Origin of the sequence: Sphingobacterium sp. BS-2 (assembly GCF_046161205.1) — a bacterium.
Taxonomy (GTDB): domain Bacteria; phylum Bacteroidota; class Bacteroidia; order Sphingobacteriales; family Sphingobacteriaceae; genus Sphingobacterium; species Sphingobacterium mizutaii.
Genome location: NZ_JBIXGO010000019.1, coordinates 296,059 through 313,852 on the forward strand (window position 1 = coordinate 296,059; position 17,794 = coordinate 313,852).

At 39.8% G+C, this 17,794-nt stretch carries 15 protein-coding genes; 11 read left to right on the plus strand and 4 right to left on the minus strand.

Annotation, left to right across the window (positions count from 1 at the left end; genetic code table 11):
- Positions 1-77: 77 nt before the first annotated feature.
- On the minus strand, positions 78-1,022 hold the full coding sequence (locus ACK2WI_RS13160) for an AraC family transcriptional regulator (protein WP_093100135.1): 945 nt from the start codon (positions 1,020-1,022) through the stop codon (positions 78-80).
- Positions 1,023-1,111: 89 nt separating this feature from the next.
- On the opposite strand from ACK2WI_RS13160, the gene ACK2WI_RS13165 reads away from it, so the two are divergent.
- From ACK2WI_RS13165 to ACK2WI_RS13175, 3 genes are all read left to right on the plus strand, one after another.
- Entirely contained in the window at positions 1,112-3,535 is a 2,424-nt protein-coding gene (locus ACK2WI_RS13165) for a TonB-dependent receptor (RefSeq protein WP_409151285.1), read from the plus strand.
- A 21-nt stretch (positions 3,536-3,556) separates the two neighbouring features.
- A complete protein-coding gene (locus ACK2WI_RS13170) occupies positions 3,557-4,903 on the plus strand; it encodes a hypothetical protein (RefSeq protein ID WP_312696457.1) in 1,347 nt (448 codons plus the stop codon).
- Between the two features lie 77 nt (positions 4,904-4,980).
- Complete coding sequence (locus tag ACK2WI_RS13175) at positions 4,981-6,363, plus strand: PepSY-associated TM helix domain-containing protein (RefSeq protein WP_409151286.1); 1,383 nt, start codon at positions 4,981-4,983, stop codon at positions 6,361-6,363.
- A gap of 130 nt (positions 6,364-6,493) precedes the next feature.
- Here the strand turns inward: ACK2WI_RS13175 and ACK2WI_RS13180 are convergent, their stop codons facing one another.
- Entirely contained in the window at positions 6,494-6,841 is a 348-nt protein-coding gene (locus ACK2WI_RS13180) for a phage holin family protein (RefSeq protein WP_409151288.1), read from the minus strand.
- A 151-nt stretch (positions 6,842-6,992) separates the two neighbouring features.
- Here ACK2WI_RS13180 and ACK2WI_RS13185 point away from each other — a divergent pair, with 151 nt between their 5' ends.
- Positions 6,993-7,406: a DUF2147 domain-containing protein gene (locus ACK2WI_RS13185; protein WP_093100194.1), complete on the plus strand. Its 414-nt coding sequence runs from the start codon at positions 6,993-6,995 to the stop codon at positions 7,404-7,406.
- A 177-nt stretch (positions 7,407-7,583) separates the two neighbouring features.
- Positions 7,584-8,774: a glycine C-acetyltransferase gene (gene kbl / locus ACK2WI_RS13190; protein WP_312696455.1), complete on the plus strand. Its 1,191-nt coding sequence runs from the start codon at positions 7,584-7,586 to the stop codon at positions 8,772-8,774.
- 57 nt (positions 8,775-8,831) lie between these two features.
- Here the strand turns inward: kbl and ACK2WI_RS13195 are convergent, their stop codons facing one another.
- The gene (locus ACK2WI_RS13195; protein WP_093100144.1) at positions 8,832-10,958 is read right to left on the minus strand and encodes a M3 family metallopeptidase; all 2,127 of its coding nucleotides are present in this window, start codon (positions 10,956-10,958) and stop codon (positions 8,832-8,834) included.
- 160 nt (positions 10,959-11,118) lie between these two features.
- Between ACK2WI_RS13195 and ACK2WI_RS13200 the strand changes: the two genes are divergently transcribed.
- The 6 genes from ACK2WI_RS13200 (at position 11,119) to ACK2WI_RS13225 (ending at position 17,412) form a co-directional block, all read left to right on the plus strand.
- Positions 11,119-12,207 (plus strand): DUF4407 domain-containing protein, encoded by a 1,089-nt coding sequence (locus ACK2WI_RS13200; RefSeq protein WP_409151290.1) that lies wholly within the window; start codon positions 11,119-11,121, stop codon positions 12,205-12,207.
- A 129-nt stretch (positions 12,208-12,336) separates the two neighbouring features.
- Positions 12,337-13,512 carry a P1 family peptidase gene (locus ACK2WI_RS13205; protein WP_409151291.1) on the plus strand — a complete coding sequence of 392 codons (1,176 nt, stop codon included), beginning with the start codon at positions 12,337-12,339 and terminating at the stop codon, positions 13,510-13,512.
- A complete protein-coding gene (locus tag ACK2WI_RS13210; RefSeq protein WP_409151292.1) occupies positions 13,481-14,593 on the plus strand; it encodes a serine hydrolase domain-containing protein in 1,113 nt (370 codons plus the stop codon). Before ACK2WI_RS13205 ends, ACK2WI_RS13210 begins: the two co-directional genes overlap by 32 nt.
- Positions 14,594-14,606: 13 nt before the next feature.
- Positions 14,607-15,365, plus strand: coding sequence for an aspartate/glutamate racemase family protein (locus ACK2WI_RS13215; RefSeq protein ID WP_409151293.1), 759 nt, complete (start codon positions 14,607-14,609; stop codon positions 15,363-15,365).
- Positions 15,366-15,402: 37 nt separating this feature from the next.
- Positions 15,403-15,912, plus strand: coding sequence for an ecotin family protein (locus ACK2WI_RS13220; RefSeq protein WP_409151294.1), 510 nt, complete (start codon positions 15,403-15,405; stop codon positions 15,910-15,912).
- A 90-nt stretch (positions 15,913-16,002) separates the two neighbouring features.
- The gene (locus ACK2WI_RS13225) at positions 16,003-17,412 is read left to right on the plus strand and encodes an aldehyde dehydrogenase family protein (RefSeq protein WP_409151295.1); all 1,410 of its coding nucleotides are present in this window, start codon (positions 16,003-16,005) and stop codon (positions 17,410-17,412) included.
- Here the strand turns inward: ACK2WI_RS13225 and ACK2WI_RS13230 are convergent.
- Entirely contained in the window at positions 17,409-17,765 is a 357-nt protein-coding gene (locus tag ACK2WI_RS13230; protein WP_093100153.1) for a Rieske 2Fe-2S domain-containing protein, read from the minus strand. The two genes, ACK2WI_RS13225 and ACK2WI_RS13230, sit on opposite strands and share 4 nt — an antisense overlap.
- Positions 17,766-17,794 lie beyond the last annotated feature (29 nt).

A 17,794-nucleotide genomic window follows, 5' to 3' on the forward strand; every position in this document is an offset into this window, starting at 1 on the left:
TAACACCTTATAAAAAGTAAAGCTGTTTACCATCTGGTAAACAGCTTTTTTATTTAATAAAATAGATGGAGTAGTTCTTAGAATATAGGTAAGTTGCTCAACAACTCTGGAAGGGCTTGAACGCCTTCATGAGCCACTAAAAAGGTGTATCGAAGGGAGTTTGGAATAATCCCGAAATACTTTTTAAAGGCTGTGGTGAAATGGGTGGAATGCTTATATCCTGTCATTCTTGCTACATCAGAAATTCGGTATTTACCCATTAAGATCAGCTTCTTCGCATGTTCCATTTTCATTTCAGTGATGTAGTTCATAATGGTCTTGCCATAGAACTGCTTGAAATGCTTCTTCAGATATTGTTCATTGGTACCCACTGTTTTTGCCAATTCTGAAATGGTATGGTTTTTTGAAAGATCTTCATCAATTAGCTTTTTGGCCATTTGAATCTTTTCATAATGGTTTTTATTAGCAATGATCTCCTTGTTTTCATTTTCCACATAAAGACTCTCCACTTGATGGATAATGACTTCCAACAGCAATGACTGGATCTTTAACTGATTGATATAGGAGTCTGCTTCATAAAGTTCGAAAATCTGTTGAAGGGAGAGTGCAATCCTACTATCTGCTTTGGTCAACAATCCATGCTGAAAGCGTTCTTGATCGGCAATGTACTTGTCATGGAAGACCAATAGCTTATCACTTGGGATCAACATGAGGAGTATGCGGTTGTCTAAGCAGATGCTTTTTAAATCGAACAGGTCACCTTTGTTCATGTGGATCAACATATTGTCGCCAGCCTGAAGAAGGTAATTGTTTTGTTGGATTTGAATGCTACAGGTTGCAGAATCTTCAAGTAACAATAGATTTAAGTACCCATCAATAGGAGAAATGAAACTGAACTTTTGCCTGCCTTTTAAAACAGTAAAGTACATTAATGTGCCTAATTCCAGCATATTTGCTGAGATACCGTTGGTTGTTTCAGGTAAAATTTCCGATTGCGTAGTATTTTTTTCTGATTGCGTCATTTTGCTATTTAGAATAATTCTACATTTGCAGCAGTATTTATTTAGACTTGTTCTAAAGAAAATCGAAGTTACTGTATTAATCTGGAATAATGAAACAATTTTACCTCAGCGCTTTATTTTTATTTATCTGTTTTGTAGGATTTGCACAAAATTCAACCATTACCGGTAAAGTCCATTTGCTGGATGGGACACCTGTTTCAAAAGCTACGGTTAGAATTGAAGGGACTCCGATTGTTTGTGTTTCGGATGATGAGGGCTTATATAAACTGGAACAAGTTCCTTATGGTAAGCAAACGATTCTGGTGACCTCCATTGAAATAAAATCCAAAAGACTTCCTATCGAGGTAAATAAACCCAGCTATGATCTTCATATCCATATTGACCCTCGAGGAGAAATAAGTCTTGATGAAGTGCGAGTGCAGGGCAATTCAGTGAAGAGAGAAATAGAGACCAAGGGGTTTGCAGTCAATGTAATTGAAACGAAGGAAGCTTCTACGAGAAATATTCAAACCAATGAACTGTTGGATCGCACCGTTGGGGTGAGAGTTCGCCAAAGCGGTGGGCTAGGTTCAGAGGTGCAGTATAATTTGAATGGAATGACTGGCCGATCAGTTGGGATATTTATTGATGGGATCGAAATCTCAACTTATGGTTCCTCATTCAACTTAAATAATATTCCGCCTTCCATGATTGATCGTATTGAGGTGTATAAAGGAGTTCTTCCTGCGCATTTAACCGGAGATCTTCTTGGTGGAGCAATCAATATCGTGCTGAAAAAAGGTACTTCTAGCAATAACCTTTCTGCTTCGGTTTCTTATGGTTCCTTTAATACTACGCAATCAGATATCTCTGGACTTTATAGAAATTCAAAAACAGGATTTACAACTAGGGTTTCTGGAAGTTTCTTGAATTCAGACAATGATTACGAAATCTGGGGTAAATTCTCCAAATACATAGAGCCCAATGGTGTTGTGCGTCGTAATTATAGAACCAAACGCTTCTTTGATGGCTATAGAGCTTTATCTGGAAGGTTTGAATTTGGCTTTACGGATGTAAAATGGGCGGACGCTTTCTTTTTAGGGTATAATATATCTGATTCTCATAAAGAGATCCAGCATGGACAGACCATGGGGACTCCATATATGGGTAGAACATCGGATGCTACGGCAAATGTGTTGAGCTTGACCTATAATAAAAAGAACTTATTTGTTCCAGGTCTATCCTTAAATACTAATGCTGTCCATAGTTTTCGGAGCACCAATATCCTTGATACCATTCCTTGGGCTTATAATTGGGACGGACAGATTCGCCTTGATTTAAATGGGGATCCTATTCGTCGACTGGATGGGGCACAACAGGGTAAGCCAGCGATGACGGATATTGATCGTCAAGTAACCAATATCAGGACTAACCTTAGTTATGATATACTTTCTGGACATAGATTCTCTGTAAACCATGTGTTTTATACCGTGGATAGAAAAGACAAAAACTTATTGATAAAGGATGGTAATACCGGAATAAATAGTTCGAACGACCTCGCAAAGAATGTGGTTTCCTTTAATTATGAAGCTCAAACTTTCAGCAATAAGATGACAACAAACCTGTTTTATAAGATTTACCAACAATCTATTGCCAGTAAAACGTTTACCGGAGTGATAGAGAATGGTCAAACGAAGATCGTTGAAACTGTTAACAAGGATAATCGTGTGAATTACGGGTATGGCTTAGCAGCATCTTACAAATTGTTCAATCGTCTGATCCTATTGGCTTCTGGAGAAAGAGCAGTAAGGATGCCAGTTGATGTTGAGACTTTTGGAAGTCCAGAAGATAATGTTTTAGCGAATCCGGGTATCTCTCCTGAGATCAGTGATAACTATAATGCAGGTTTTAGATTAGGTACTTATGATTTCGGTGATCATAGGTTCTCAGTTGGAACCAATGTTTTCTGGAGAAATACTAAAGACAGGATTATGCCAAGAGCCAATGAGTTGATCAACAGCCAAGAGATTGAGCTTACCCAATATATCAATCTGGGACTTTCACAATCCTTGGGATTTGAAGGAGAATTGACCTATGCGCATAAGGATAAATTAACTTTACTATTCAATTTTTCTAAATTCAATTCCTTATTCAAACAACAATTTGACCCTACTTCAGGTCAACAAATGACCTACTATAACAAGCAGATTCCCAATGAACCTTTTTATACCATGAATGGAAATGTTCATTACCGATTAGATAATATAATTCAAAAATCCTCTCAATTAAACCTTTTCTACAATATTGGTTATGTAGCACCTTTCAGCACTGTATGGCCAGAGTCAGATTGGTTTGTTACACCGGCCCAATATGCGCAGAATTTAGGTGTGAGCTATGTTTTTCCTAGTAAGAAGATCATTCTGGCACTGGATGTAAAGAACGTGTTCAATGCTGAGCTTTATGATAATTTCGGCGTCCAGAAACCAGGAAGAGGGTTTTATTTAAAACTGAACTACTCAATTAACAATATATAATTACTCTTAAAATTAATTACGATGAAAACGAAGTTTTTAAAGTTTGCAATACTTGCTACAGGCTTAATTTTTACAAGTTGTACAGATGAAGTAGAAGGTCCGAAAGAAGTTACTGATGACGATATCCGTTGGATTACTGTTTCAGGGGCATTGATGGATGCGGAACCAGGTGATGGAAATGCTGGGACAATGGTCTTCAGTATGAAGCCTGAAGAGGCAAAGAGTCCGGCTTTTGCTGTTGATGTATTTGCGAATGGACAGCATGTGAAATCTTCCAGAACTGCACGTTTGCAGGCATCTGCCGATGGAAAGTATTTATACAATATCCAATATACAGGTGATGATGGAGGTAATTTCAATAAATATAGAGTGCGTGGTGGAAAGAATTATATTTCTGAAGGACCAGAAGTAGAAACTGCAACTTATGTAAGTACGGCTCCACGCTGGTTGAAAGCAGCAGAAGGCGTTGGTGTTGCGGTTAGAGCAGCAGCGAATGATGTTGTACATGAAGGTGAAGCTCCAAACTTTGTCTATAAAGAAAGAACTGCAAAGACTGATGTGATTACATTGGATTTAAATGATCCTAAGATTACTAAAACCACCAAATTCGATTTGAAATTATCTGCTGAAGAAGTTGCTGCTGGGTATTACGTAAGTCGTATCGATGTTCCAGTTATCAATAAAGCAGGAAATAAGGTATTTATCGGAGCAGCCGTTTCAAAACACAATACTTCAAAATTCACCCTTGGAACGGATGGGAAACCAACTTGGGAAAATGATAGAAATGGACAAAAAAGCTGGGCAAAAACATTGGTTTTAGACTATCCTTCATTGACCAATCCTAAAATCCTTACCTCAAACAAAACTAGAGGAAATACAAATGGATACCGCAGTACCCTTCAATATGTGGGTACCGATGGACATATCTACCAAGCAACTTCAGGTGAAGCTGCAGGCGATGGTGGTTCAAAAATCCTGAGAATCGATGGCGCGAGCAACGAGTATGATGCTTCCTTCGTTTTCAGTTTAGACCAGGCTTTAGGAGTGAAAGACTCTTACATCGAAACCTGGAGATATGTAGGTGATGGAATCGGATTTGTGGTGTACAATGTAGCTGGTAAGGGTGGATACATTGCTCGTATTGATCTAAAAAACAATACCGCTAAAAAATATACCATTCCAAACCAAGATGAATTGAATTTCCGTCAGATCCAAAACATTGCTTTAGATGGAGACGATGTGTTTATCGCCATCGCCCCGATTGGTAAAGATGGTAACATCTATGTCTTCAACAGAAAATCAGGAGAGATGTCCGTAGGGGCAAAACTCGTTAATAAAACAGGTAACCAGTATATCGGAGTTTATTAACAAATCAATAATATATCATATCAGGTGTGCAAAATCTTGCTCACCTGATTTTTCATTAATGCAGTATAAAGAGAAAAATGAGTAAAAGAGTGCAAAAAAGAACAACATGGATGAAAGTCAGGAAGTTTTTCAACGACATCCATTTGTGGGGAGGATTGATTTCCGGAATCGTAGTTTTTATAGTTTGTATTACCGGAACTATCTACACCTACAATACTGAACTTAGGGCCTTGGCGATGCCTGAGTTTAATAAAGTGAAGGTTGAAGGAGAAAAGAAAAGTGCAGATCAATTGCTAACGGCAATTACAGCAGAGGTTAAGGGTAAAGTGGTGGGGGTAAAAGTGCCTTATGCAGATAATTCACCTACTTTCTTCATGTATAACAAAAAAGAAAAGGATGAAGAAGGGAAAGAAAGAAAGCCTGAGACAGCCAAAGCACAGGAAGGCCAAAAACCTGAAAGTACTAAAGAGTTAAAAGAAGAGAAGACTTCAGAGAAACCTCAAAAAGCAGAAGAAGCAAAATTGGCTGAAGAGAAAGGTCCGAAAAAAGCCGCCCCTGCTGGACCAGGCGGAGGTCGAGGACCTCGAGCCAATCAATTGGCCGTAAATCCTTATACAGGGCAAATTATCGGCGATCCTTCGGATGTGAAAACCAAGACTGCAGAGTTTATGCAAAAGATGTTCAGTTTGCACCGTTGGTTATTATTGAACGAAATTGAAGAGCCTATCATTGAAGGCGTTGAAAACAGGAAGCTTGGTTCTTGGATTACTGGATCAGCAACATTATTGTTTTTGTTTGGCGTAATCACAGGAATTGTCATCTGGTTTCCTAATAAAATGAGAGCCTGGAAGAACGGGTTAAACATCCGTTGGTCAGCGAATTGGAAAAGGCTTAATCATGACCTTCACAATACCTTGGGATTCTACAGCTGTATCATTCTGTTTTTGATGGCAGTTACCGGACCATTTTGGTCGTTTGATTGGTATCGTGCCGGCTGGCAAAAAACTTGGGGAACTTATAAATCTCCTGATGCTCCCAAAGAAGAGAAAGCTGCTATTCTATCCACATTGCCTGCGGATGGAAGAAAGCCGATGAGCATTGAAGAGACTATTTTAGCAGTCAATAAAGTGCTTCCTTATGAAGGCGATGTCACCATCAACTTTGCAAAAGATAGCGTTGGGACGGTTTCTATCAGTAAAAATAGAACAGGTTTCTTTGCTCCTTCAGCAGGAGATAAATTAACCTTGGATCAATACAGTGGAGAGGTGCTTGAGAGAGATGTTTTCCGCGAAAAACCATTTAATCAAAGAGCGTCGGCTTCTATTAAGGCCTTGCATATCGGCGATATCTATGGTCCATTTACAAAATTACTTTATTTTATTTCCTGTCTTATCGCAACCTCCTTGCCGGTAACAGGTGTGATGATCTGGATCAATAAAATGAAGAAAACGAAAAAGTAATAGTACAATTTCTCTTTATATCGAATGGGTTTGGCTGTCATGGTCAAACCCATTTTTATATAAAAACAGCAATGCCCAGCTAAATAGCCGAGCATTCCGTTTGTTTTAAAATTAGCGGTTTTTGAGTTATTTATTTGTTATCGCTGCCCATTCTTCCGATCAACATTTCGATAATTGCCACGATGATGGCAAAGAAGAATGCTGGCCAAAAGCCTGCAACATCAAATTTCGACCCCATGATCTTATCCGAAAGCATAATCATCAAAACGGTGATGATAAATGAAACCAGACCAAAGGTTAACCAATTCAATGGGAATGTAAATAAACGTAGGAATCCACCTACAATCGCATTCACCAATCCAATAACTAAACCCGTTAGGATAGCCCATCCAAAACCAGCAACAGTTACTCCAGGGATAATCCATGATGCGATTGCAACTACTAAACCTGTAACTAAGAGACTAATTATGAACCTCATAACTTAAATAATTTGTGTAGTTAAAAATTGTTCAAAATTAATGCCAATAAAGCGGTTTATTCGATGGTTTTTTTAGGGGTAACAAAAATAATATTATGCTAACATAGAAAAATATATGTATATTCAACCAACAATTTTAAACATCAAGGTTATGAGACAAATAGTTGCAACATTCTGCGCCCTATTATTCTCCATGGTATTATTCGCACAAAATAATGACCCAATTATTGGGAAATGGCAAAATCCAAGTGGGGAGGGAAGAATCGAAATCTACAAGAAGAACGACAAGTTTTTTGGCAAGCTTTATTGGGTTAAAGATGCCTCTAAAAAAGATGTGAAAAATCCTGACCCCAAATTGAGGAGCAGGAATATCCAAGGCTTAGAAATCTTAACCGATTTCAGTAAAGAAAGTAAAACCTATGTAGACGGTCAAATCTATGACCCTAAATCAGGAAAAACCTATAGCTGTAAGATGACCCTAAAAGGGGATGACCAGCTGGATATCCGTGGCTACATCGGAATTAGTCTTATCGGACGTACTGAAACCTGGAAAAGGGTAAAGTAATCACAAGAAGAGTTTAAAAAAGGGAAATGCCCCCAATAGTCCAACTATTGGGGGTATTTCCTTTTAATCCTAGAGCTATAGTTCTGGCTTTCATGGGATAATGAATTTAGGGCAAACGTTTTCGTAAGGGGGTGATATAAAAAAAGGTTATATTTATTGCGGATTAATTGAAATACTATGTATAAGACTCTAAAACCAGCCCTTGAAAAAGAACTTGCAGAAATTAAGGATGCAGGTTTGTACAAAGAAGAACGCATTATTGTTACTCCTCAAGGAGCAGATATCAAGATCAGCACGGGACAAGAAGTAATCAACTTCTGTGCGAACAACTATTTGGGACTTTCTTCGCATCCCAAAGTAGTGGCAGCTGCAAAAGCTGCAATCGATAGCCATGGCTATGGAATGTCTTCGGTTCGTTTTATTTGCGGTACTCAAGATGTCCACAAAGAATTGGAAGCTAAGATTTCCAAATTCTTGGGAACAGAAGATACCATTTTATATGCTGCAGCATTTGATGCCAATGGTGGTGTCTTTGAACCGTTGTTAGGTCCTGAAGATGCTATCATCTCTGATGAACTGAACCATGCTTCCATCATCGATGGTGTTCGCTTGTGTAAGGCTCAAAGATTCCGTTATAAGAACTGTGATATGGAAGATCTAGAAGCACAATTAAAAGCTGCTTCTAATGCAAGACATAAGATTATCGTAACGGATGGTGCTTTCTCCATGGACGGCTCTGTAGCGCCTTTGGATAAGATCTGTGACCTTGCTGATAAGTACGAAGCTTTGGTGATGATCGATGAGTCACACTGTTCGGGATTTATTGGTAAAACTGGTCGCGGAACCCATGAACTGTTCAATGTAATTGACCGGGTGGATATTATCACCGGAACATTAGGAAAAGCTCTAGGCGGCGCTTCTGGAGGATTCACTTCTGGACGCAAGGAAATCGTCGATATGCTGCGCCAGCGTTCTCGTCCATATCTTTTCTCCAATACTTTAGCACCTGCTATTGCCGGAGCATCTGTTGCGGTCTTGGATATGTTGAGCGAAACTACTGAGCTTCGTGATAAGTTAGAGGACAACACCAAATACTTCCGTGATAAAATGACTGAAGCGGGATTTGATATCAAGCCTGGCTTCCATCCTATTGTTCCAGTAATGCTTTATGATGCTAAATTAGCGCAAGAGTTTGCTGCCAAGATGTTGGATGAAGGTATTTATGTTATCGGATTCTACTATCCGGTAGTTCCTCAAGGAAAAGCACGTATCCGTGTGCAGATCTCCGCAGGACATGAAAAAGAGCATTTAGATAAAGCTATCGCAGCCTTTACAAAAGTAGGTAAGGAATTGGGCGTGATTAAATAACCCATTACTTTTTATAGCATAAAAAAAATCCCCTCGGCTAGCCGAGGGGATTTTTTGTTAGTTCAATCCTCTCTTTTTCATCAAGTGGATTGGATCTGGATCCGCACCGCGGAATTTGCGGTACATTTCAGCAGGGTTTCCTGTGCCACCTCTTTCAAGGATATTGCTACGGAATGAAGCTGCTGTATTTTGATCGTAAAGACCTTTCTCTTTAAATGCTGCAAATGCATCTGAATCTAATACCTCAGACCAGATATAGCTATAGTAGCCCGCAGAATATCCTCCACTGAAGATATGTTGGAAATAAGAACTTCTATAACGAGGGATAATCGCATCAATTAATCCTATTTTATCCATTGCCGATTTTTCGAATTCATTCGCTTTGGCTTTGATTGGAGCAGTTGCACTATGGTAGTTCATGTCCAACATAGATGCTGCTAAATATTCTACTGTTGCAAAACCTTGATCGAAGGTACCAGCTTTTTGCATTTTCTCGATCAATGCATCAGGGATAGCTTCTTTTGTTTGGAAATGCTTAGCATAAGTTTTCAAAACTTCTGGATCAGCAGCCCAATTTTCCATGATCTGCGAAGGAAGTTCTACGAAGTCACGAGGAACTGATGTTCCGGCTAAGCTTTTGTATTTAACGTTTGAGAATAAACCATGAAGGGCATGGCCAAATTCGTGGAATAGAGTAGTCGCTTCATCAAAAGTCAACAATGCTGGGCTATCACCAACAGGTTTTGTGAAGTTACATACGATAGAGATCACAGGAGCAACGCGTTTTCCATTCTCACGGCCTTGTGATCTGTATGAAGTCATCCATGCTCCAGAACGCTTAGAAGCGCGAGGAAAGAAATCTGCATATAACAAACCTAAATGTGAACCATCCTTATCACGAACCTCATAAACCTCAACTTCTGGGTGGTATACAGGAACATTGTTCAAGGCAACAAAAGAAATGCCCCAAAGCTTATTTGCTGTAGCAAAAGCGCCTTCACGAACATCCGTTAAGCTGAAATAAGGTTTGATTTCTTCCTCGTTCAGCGCATAACGTTTCTGACGGATTTTCTCTTGGTAATATCTCCAATCGTATGGTGCTACATTGAATGTATCTTTTGCAGCATCGATTTCTTTTTGAATGTCAGCAGCCTCCGTTTTAGCTTTTGCTAAAGCAGGAGTCCAGATTTTATTCAACAAGGCATTCACGTTTGCTGGATTTTCCGCCATGGATTCCTCAAGGATATAAGCCGCATGTGAAGAATAACCCAATAATTTCGCTTTATCTAAACGTAGGTTAGCAATCTTAACCAAGATTTCTTTAGTGTCAAAATCATTGTTATTGTTACCGCGCAATTGGTAAGCATCCCAAATCTTTTTGCGCAATTCACGGTTGTCCGCATATTGCAAGAAAGGCATTACAGATGGGTTTTGTAAGGTAAATACCCATTTGCCCTCTTTTCCTTTGGTTTTAGCCTCAGCAGCAGCTGCCGCTTTTAATTCTTTTGGCAATCCCGCCAAATCTTCTTCTTTGTCAACAACCATTTCAAAGGCATTGGTTTCAGCCAATAGGTTTTGACCATATTGAGTTGATAAAACAGAAAGTTCAGCATTGATTTTCTTTAACTTCTCTTTATCCTCATCTTTCAGGTTTGCTCCAGAACGAACAAATCCCTTGTATGTTTCTTCTAATAATTTTTGATCTTCAGCGTCCAAACCCGCATTCGCTCTTTGGTCATAAACGGTTTTCACACGTTTGAAAAGCTCTGGGTTAAGATTGATCTCATCTCTGTGCGCAGACATTACCGGAGCAAGGTCCTTAGCGATTGCTTGAATCGTATCATTGGTATTTGCACTGTTCAAGTTGTAAAACACAGTGGATACACGGTTCAATAATTGTCCTGCATTCTCTAATGCAAGGATAGTATTTGCGAAAGTAGCAGGTTCATCGATCTTCAATATCGAGTCAATTTCTGCCTCATGTACTTTCAAAGCCTCTTTAAAAGCAGGTCTGAAGTGTTCATCTTTGATCAGGTCAAAGGGAGGGACTTCAAAGTTTGTTTCGTACTTGGCTAATAATGGATTTTTCAAATCTACAGCTTCCTCTTTTTTAGTTTCGTTGTTACACCCTACTAACAAGCTGGCTATCACCATGCAGTAAGGTAAAAAACCTTTTCTATTCATTCTCTTCTAGTTTGTTTCAAATTTTGTGCAAAGGTACTAATTCTTTGCTTAACAATCCCATTCTTTGTAGCTGACAAACTACTAAGATTTTCTAAAATATTTGTTTAATTAGCTGTAACAAAACTGAGTCCTTTGCGTCTAATTACTAAAGCTTTAACATATGAAGGATTTCTTTTTCTGGTGTGCTGGGGTACATAAGGAAACCTTGGACCGCTTCCCTGAGGAGCAGAATAAATATATAAGCATTGGTGCGACGATTTTTTTCACTGGACTGTTTGCAGCATTGGCAGGTGGCTATGCCCTGTATTTTGTATTTAGTGGGAGTTCATTTGCAATATTCTTTGCCCTACTTTTTGGAATGATTTGGGGATTGGCCATCTTCAATCTGGACCGATATATCGTATTGAGTATCGATAAGAGCCGTAGTGGATGGATGCAATTCTTACAGGCCCTGCCCCGTATCTTATTGGCTATTCTGATCGGTATGATTATTTCCAGGCCTTTGGAGCTGAAGATATTTGACAAAGAAATCAAGGAATACCTCCGCGCAGAATACCTCGTACAGCAAAATGCCAAAATCGATACCCTAAACAAGACCTTTGAGAATAAGTACCGCGTGGAATATGGACAGCTTAAGAGTTTGACTACCCATGCCGATTCTCTTGAAGCCAGCATCAAAACTGCTAGGCAGCAATTGAACCATGAAATCTTCGGAACCAAAACCGATGAAACCTCTGGCGTAATGGGTTATGGCCCTTATGCCAAAATGAAGGAGGAGAACCTCAATAAGCAACAGGTCTATTTAGATAGTTTGAGAGGAAGGTTACAGACCAAAGAATCCGAATTATTACAGCGTAAGGCTTCTGAAGGGTTAATGAACCAAAGGATTCTATCCGATAAATCCCTTGACAGCGCAGTAAATGTCGCTGGATTTGCAGATAGGAACGCTGCCTTGAGCAATCTTCACATAAAACCAGATGGTACAGTAAATAAATCCACTGAAAACGCTGTCATCTTTATTGCACTGTTATTTATCTTCTTCGAATGTTTGCCCGTGTTCGTGAAATTGATGAGTGGTCGCGATGCTTATGACAACGCACTCAAAAATCAAAAAGAGATTCATAATTATGAATCCAACACAGGTGTTACCGTGGAGAAAACAGCAATCGATAAGATCGACGATTTTCGAATAGACGCCTCCATCAAGCGTAGAATGGACAAACTCCAAAAAGAATTTGTCGAAGAATAAACCGCCTATCTAAAGATTTCAGTATACTTGCCATTCAATTAAAACTTTCATAATTCAATAAATAAATTGGATTATGAAAGTTCTGATTGGTCTATGAAACATAAACCATCAATAAAACCAACAATTGATATGAGCAAGAGAAATCTGCTATTGACGCTCGCGTTAATGACCATTTTTAACCTAGGACAAGCACAAGAAAAAAGAGGTAGGATCAGGGACTTCGGCATTCAGATTGGGATACTCCCGACGGGCAGCAATAATGCCATCACCGATGTCGCTGGTGTTACCGTGGGTCAGAAAACTATTATCAAGGGTGACTCGGTACGCACCGGAGTTACAGCAATCATTCCACATCAAGGCAATATCTTTCAGCAAAAAGTCCCTGCCGCTGTATTTGTAGGCAATGGTTTTGGAAAAATGATGGGGATCTCCCAGATTGAAGAACTGGGAAATATCGAAACCCCAATCTTGTTGACCAATACCCTGAATGCGCCTAAGGTTGCCAATGGCCTTATCGATTATATGCTTTCCTTGCCAGGAAATGAAAACGTAAGATCAGTTAACTCCGTTGTGGGAGAGACCAATGATGGCGGACTCAACGATATCCGTGGTCGACATGTGGAAGCGGCAGATGTACTAGAAGCCATAAATAGCGCTAGCTCAGGAAAAGTATCCGAAGGGAATGTGGGAGCAGGTACTGGAACCGAATGCTTAGGCTATAAAGGCGGAATTGGAACAGCGTCTAGAAAACTTCCGGCATCACGAGGAGGCTATACCGTAGGCGTATTGGTGCAAACCAATTTTGGGGGAGTATTGAACATCAATGGTGCTCCTGTCGGTCGTGAACTTCACAATTATTACATGCAAGAACCTAAGGAAACCCATAAGGTGGATGGCTCATGTATGATCGTTATTGCCACAGATGCACCACTTTCTGCAAGAAATCTAGAAAGATTAGCCAAGCGTTCCTATATCGCCTTCGGAAATGTTGGTTCATTCTCTTCTAACGGAAGTGGCGATTATTCCATCGCTTTCTCCACTAGTCCATCAAACTTAATTCCCCACGAAAGCAAAAACATTACATTAGAAACTACTGAAGTCGGCAACGATTATATGTCTCCTTTGTTTATGGCAGTTTGGGAAGCAACCGAAGAAGCGATCTTAAACTCCATGTTTATGGCAGAGGATATGAAAGGAATTAGAGGGCGGACGGTAAAGGCAATCCCAATCAAGGAAACTATAAATATTTTGAAAAAGTATAAGGCGCTAGATTATGATAAACTTCCTAAAGCTGTTCAGAAATAAGGCAAAGACCATCACTTTATGTGCTGTTTTTGTTTCTGTGGGTTTTACGAGTTCGGCACAGGATAAGTCAATGGCACTCGAAAAGATTGCCAAAGAATATCATATTCCTGCAATTCAGCTCAACTATCAAAAGAATGGGCAAAACCATCTTTATCAGTATGGATTCAAGAACATAGATGCTAAAAAGCCTATTGATCAAAATACCGTTTTTCAGGCGGCTTCCTTGACCAAGGTGGTTGCGGCCTATACCTTTCTGCGTTTGATGGATAAGGGATTGATCGAATTGGATAAACCTCTTTGGAGCTATTACCCATACGATCGCCTAGAAAACAACCCAAATAGAGAAAAGATCACGGCGAGGATGGTATTAACCCATCGCACAGGCTTCCTAAATTGGGAAGGAGATGTTCCCTCAGATGAATGGAGAAAGTCTCCCTTAACCTCCCAATTTGAGCCAGGAGCCGATTATATGTATTCTGGTGAAGGTTTTTACTTCTTGCAGGAGACTATGGAGCATATCACGGGAAAGACTTTCCAACAACTGGTTGAAGAGGAAGTGCTGATTCCGATGAAGATGAACAATTCGGCCATTGTATGGAAAGATGAATTGGAACAAAATGCCGCATACGGACATTATGAGGACAACAAACCTAGAAAGCTAGGAAAATATAGAAAGAGCAATGCGGCCTATACCCTATATACGACCGCTGAGGATTATAGCAGGTTTATCAAGAATTACATCTTTGATGGTTTTGGTTTGAAGAAAAAGACGCATCGATTAGCCTTAAGCCATCTGGCAGAGGCTAAGAAAGCAAAGGAAATCAGTCCGGATGATAAACATGTCCCTTGTGCCTTAGGCATGCGGATGCAGATCAATGAATTAGGGACAGCTTATTGGCATACAGGATCCAATCCCGGCTTTCGTTGTTTCTTTTTGGCCTATCCAAAAAGCAAAGAAATTGTAGTTGCTTTTACCAATACCGATAATGGATTTGTAGCGATTCCCGATATATTGGCGTTATTTTTGAACAATAATCAGACATTCTGGATGTACAAATGGCGCCAGGGTGAGTTAGACTAAAAAGGATAAAATTATGATTGGAATTGTTGGAGGTGTCGGTCCATTAGCTGGTGTCGACATCCTGAAGAAAATAATTGAAGAGACCAATGCTAGGAAGGATCAAGATCATTTACCGGTGTTATTATCTTCACAATCGCATAGAATACCTGATAGAACTGACTATCTTTTGGGTAAGGAGCCCATCAATCCAGGACTTGCGATTTCTGAAATAGCTTTAGAACTTGAAAAAGCAGGAGCTACTGTAATTGGGATTCCCTGCAATACTGCCCATTCCCCTCGGATCTTTGAAGTGGTCCAAGAAGAATTGGCCAGGAACAATTCAAAAATTCAACTATTGCACATGGTTGCTGAAACAGCCAAATTCATCCAGGAAAAATTCCCTGGATCGACCGTAGGTGTGCTTTCAACCATAGGTACCCGAAACACCGGCTTATACAAACAGGTGATCGAAGGCTATAACCTAAAATGTATTGAACCGAATGATGTGCTGCAAAACAAAGTGCATGCAGCCATTTATGATGAAGCTTATGGTATCAAAGCCTTTTCTTCACCGGTTACCAATCGGGCCCACGATCAGCTTGTGGCTGCTATTCATGAACTCAAAACTCAGGGTGCTCAGGTCATTATCCTAGGCTGTACGGAATTGCCTCTGGCTTTACGAGAGAAATCCTATTATGGCCTGCCGGTCATCGACCCAAATCGCATCTTAGCCAGGGCTTTGATCCAAGCTATAAACCCTTCAAAATTAAACCCTGTAGCGGATTTAGGCTAGCTTACGTATTATGTAGACATAATAAAATTTGAAAAACATGAAACAAAGCAAAGTACCAGCTCTTTTAATTTTAATGCTAGGTTTATTTTTAATGCCAAATGCATCTAAAGCACAAGAAATGTTAATGAAAATCAATACTGAAATATTCCCTGTTCCTGAAAAAGGCTTTAAAAGAATGGTCATTGAAGTCCCTTATTCTGACGCAGATAACAATAAGAAAATTGAATTCAGCGTAGGTAAGATGATGGAAGTAGATGGTTGTAATCATTTTGGATTAAATGGAACCATCGAAACCAAAGACTTGGAAGGTTGGGGATATCAATATTATGTTTTTAAAACCAATGGAGATGTAATTTCTACGCAGATGGCTTGTCCTGGTGCGCCTGGAAGAAACTTATTCGTTTCTGCACAGCCTACCTTGGTACCATATAATGGCAAAATGCCAATCGTTGTCTATGTTCCTGAGGAATATGATGTACGATTCAAGATCTTTACCAGTACAGACGAGGTTTACCGTGCGCTAGAAGACAGACCGAGCAAAAAGTAACCCCCCTTTCTATAAAAGACTTAAAAACCCAGACATGAATATGACCTGGGTTTTTGTTTTATTGCTTATTTTTATTCTTCAGGCAACAATATGGCATACACTACGCTTTCGGAAATAGACAACATTTACCAATCCCAACTCAAAAACAAATCGGCTATTAAACATAGTACCGCCTATATTAGGATAGGCTGGATAAAGAAACTGTTGGAAACCATCAACAAGGAAGAAAAGGCCATTGAACAAGCACTATATCAAGATTTCCATAAATCAGGAATTGAAACCGCCATTACCGAAATCTTGGTGGTCCAAATGGAATTGAAGCATATTGCCAAGAAACTGAGACGTTGGATGAAGGACAAGAAGGTTGGACGCTCCTTGATGATGCCTAATGTCAGCGCCTATCTGCATTATGAGCCCAAAGGAAACGCTTTAATCATCACACCTTGGAATTACCCCTTTCAACTTCCTTTAATCCATCTGGCGGCTTGTATTGCGGCGGGTAATACTGCAATCTTAAAGCTGTCTGAGTTTTCTCCGAATAGTAACCAGGTTCTCAAAAAGATAATTGAAGAGGTATTCCCAAAAGATCATATCGCCGTAGTTGAAGGCGCCGTTGAAGAAACGACGCATCTCTTGAACCTAAAGTTTGACCATATCCATTTTACTGGATCATCTAAGGTAGGAAAGATCGTGATGGAAGCAGCCAGCAAGAACCTTTCGGATATTACTCTGGAACTGGGCGGGAAATCCCCAGCCGTAATCGATAAAAATGTCAATTTGAGGCAAGTAGTCAGAAACTTGATCTGGGCAAAGTTTATCAATGCAGGTCAGACCTGTATTGCACCAGATTATGTTCTTGCCCATAGACATCAAAAGCAACAGATTGAAGAAATGTTTAAATCCGAAATCGAAGAGGCTTTCGGCATGGACGCCCTGAATTCTCCGGATTATGCGCGAATTATTAACGGAAAGCAATTTGAAAGGTTAAATGATGCCTTAGTCTCTGCAAAACAGTTAGGAGCCAACGTCATTGCTGGGGGACAAACTGATGAACGGCTTAAGTACATTGCCCCAACGGTAGTCAGCAATGTGGCCACAAATAACCCGCTGATGACGGACGAAATTTTCGGTCCGATATTACCAATAGTATATTATGCTCAAGTCCAAGAAGCTATCGATTTTATCAATGCAAAGGAAAAGCCACTGGCCTTATATGTGTTCAGTAAGGACTCCAATTTCAATAAGCACATTATCCGACATACCAGCGCAGGATCTACCTGTATTAATGATGCGGTTATTCAGATTATGCAACCCAATCTTCCTTTTGGAGGAATAAATAACTCAGGTTTGGGGCAGTCCACAGGATGGTATGGCTTCAAGGCTTTCTCCCATGAGAGAGCAATCGCAGATGTTAAGATTATACCTGTATCGTCTATGTTCTGGTATCCATATACTGAAAAGACCCATAAAATGCTGCAATGGATTAGGCGATTATTTTAGCCAAATATTTTATTCCAAAGACTCTTTTTGATCCCTACATAAAAATCACCATCTTCTTTTTTCAAAGGATAGATTCGGATAAAATTATGTTGAGGTTCATCCCCTTTGCCACTTTCCAGATTGAATCGATGTCGATGGAAAGGACAGACCAATTTCCCTTCTTCACACCAGCCCTTAGTCAAATCTGCTCCTGCATGGGGGCAACGGCTTGAGGTCACTGATAATACATCACCCTCCTTGATTAGGCAGAGCTTTTTGCCGGCCACATGTAAAGCCTTGACGTAATTTCGGCTCTCATCTATTTTCACAGGCACCTTATGCCATTCCAGATCATCATCTTCAAAATTCTCCATCAGCTGCTAGGTTTAATATTTATAGCAAG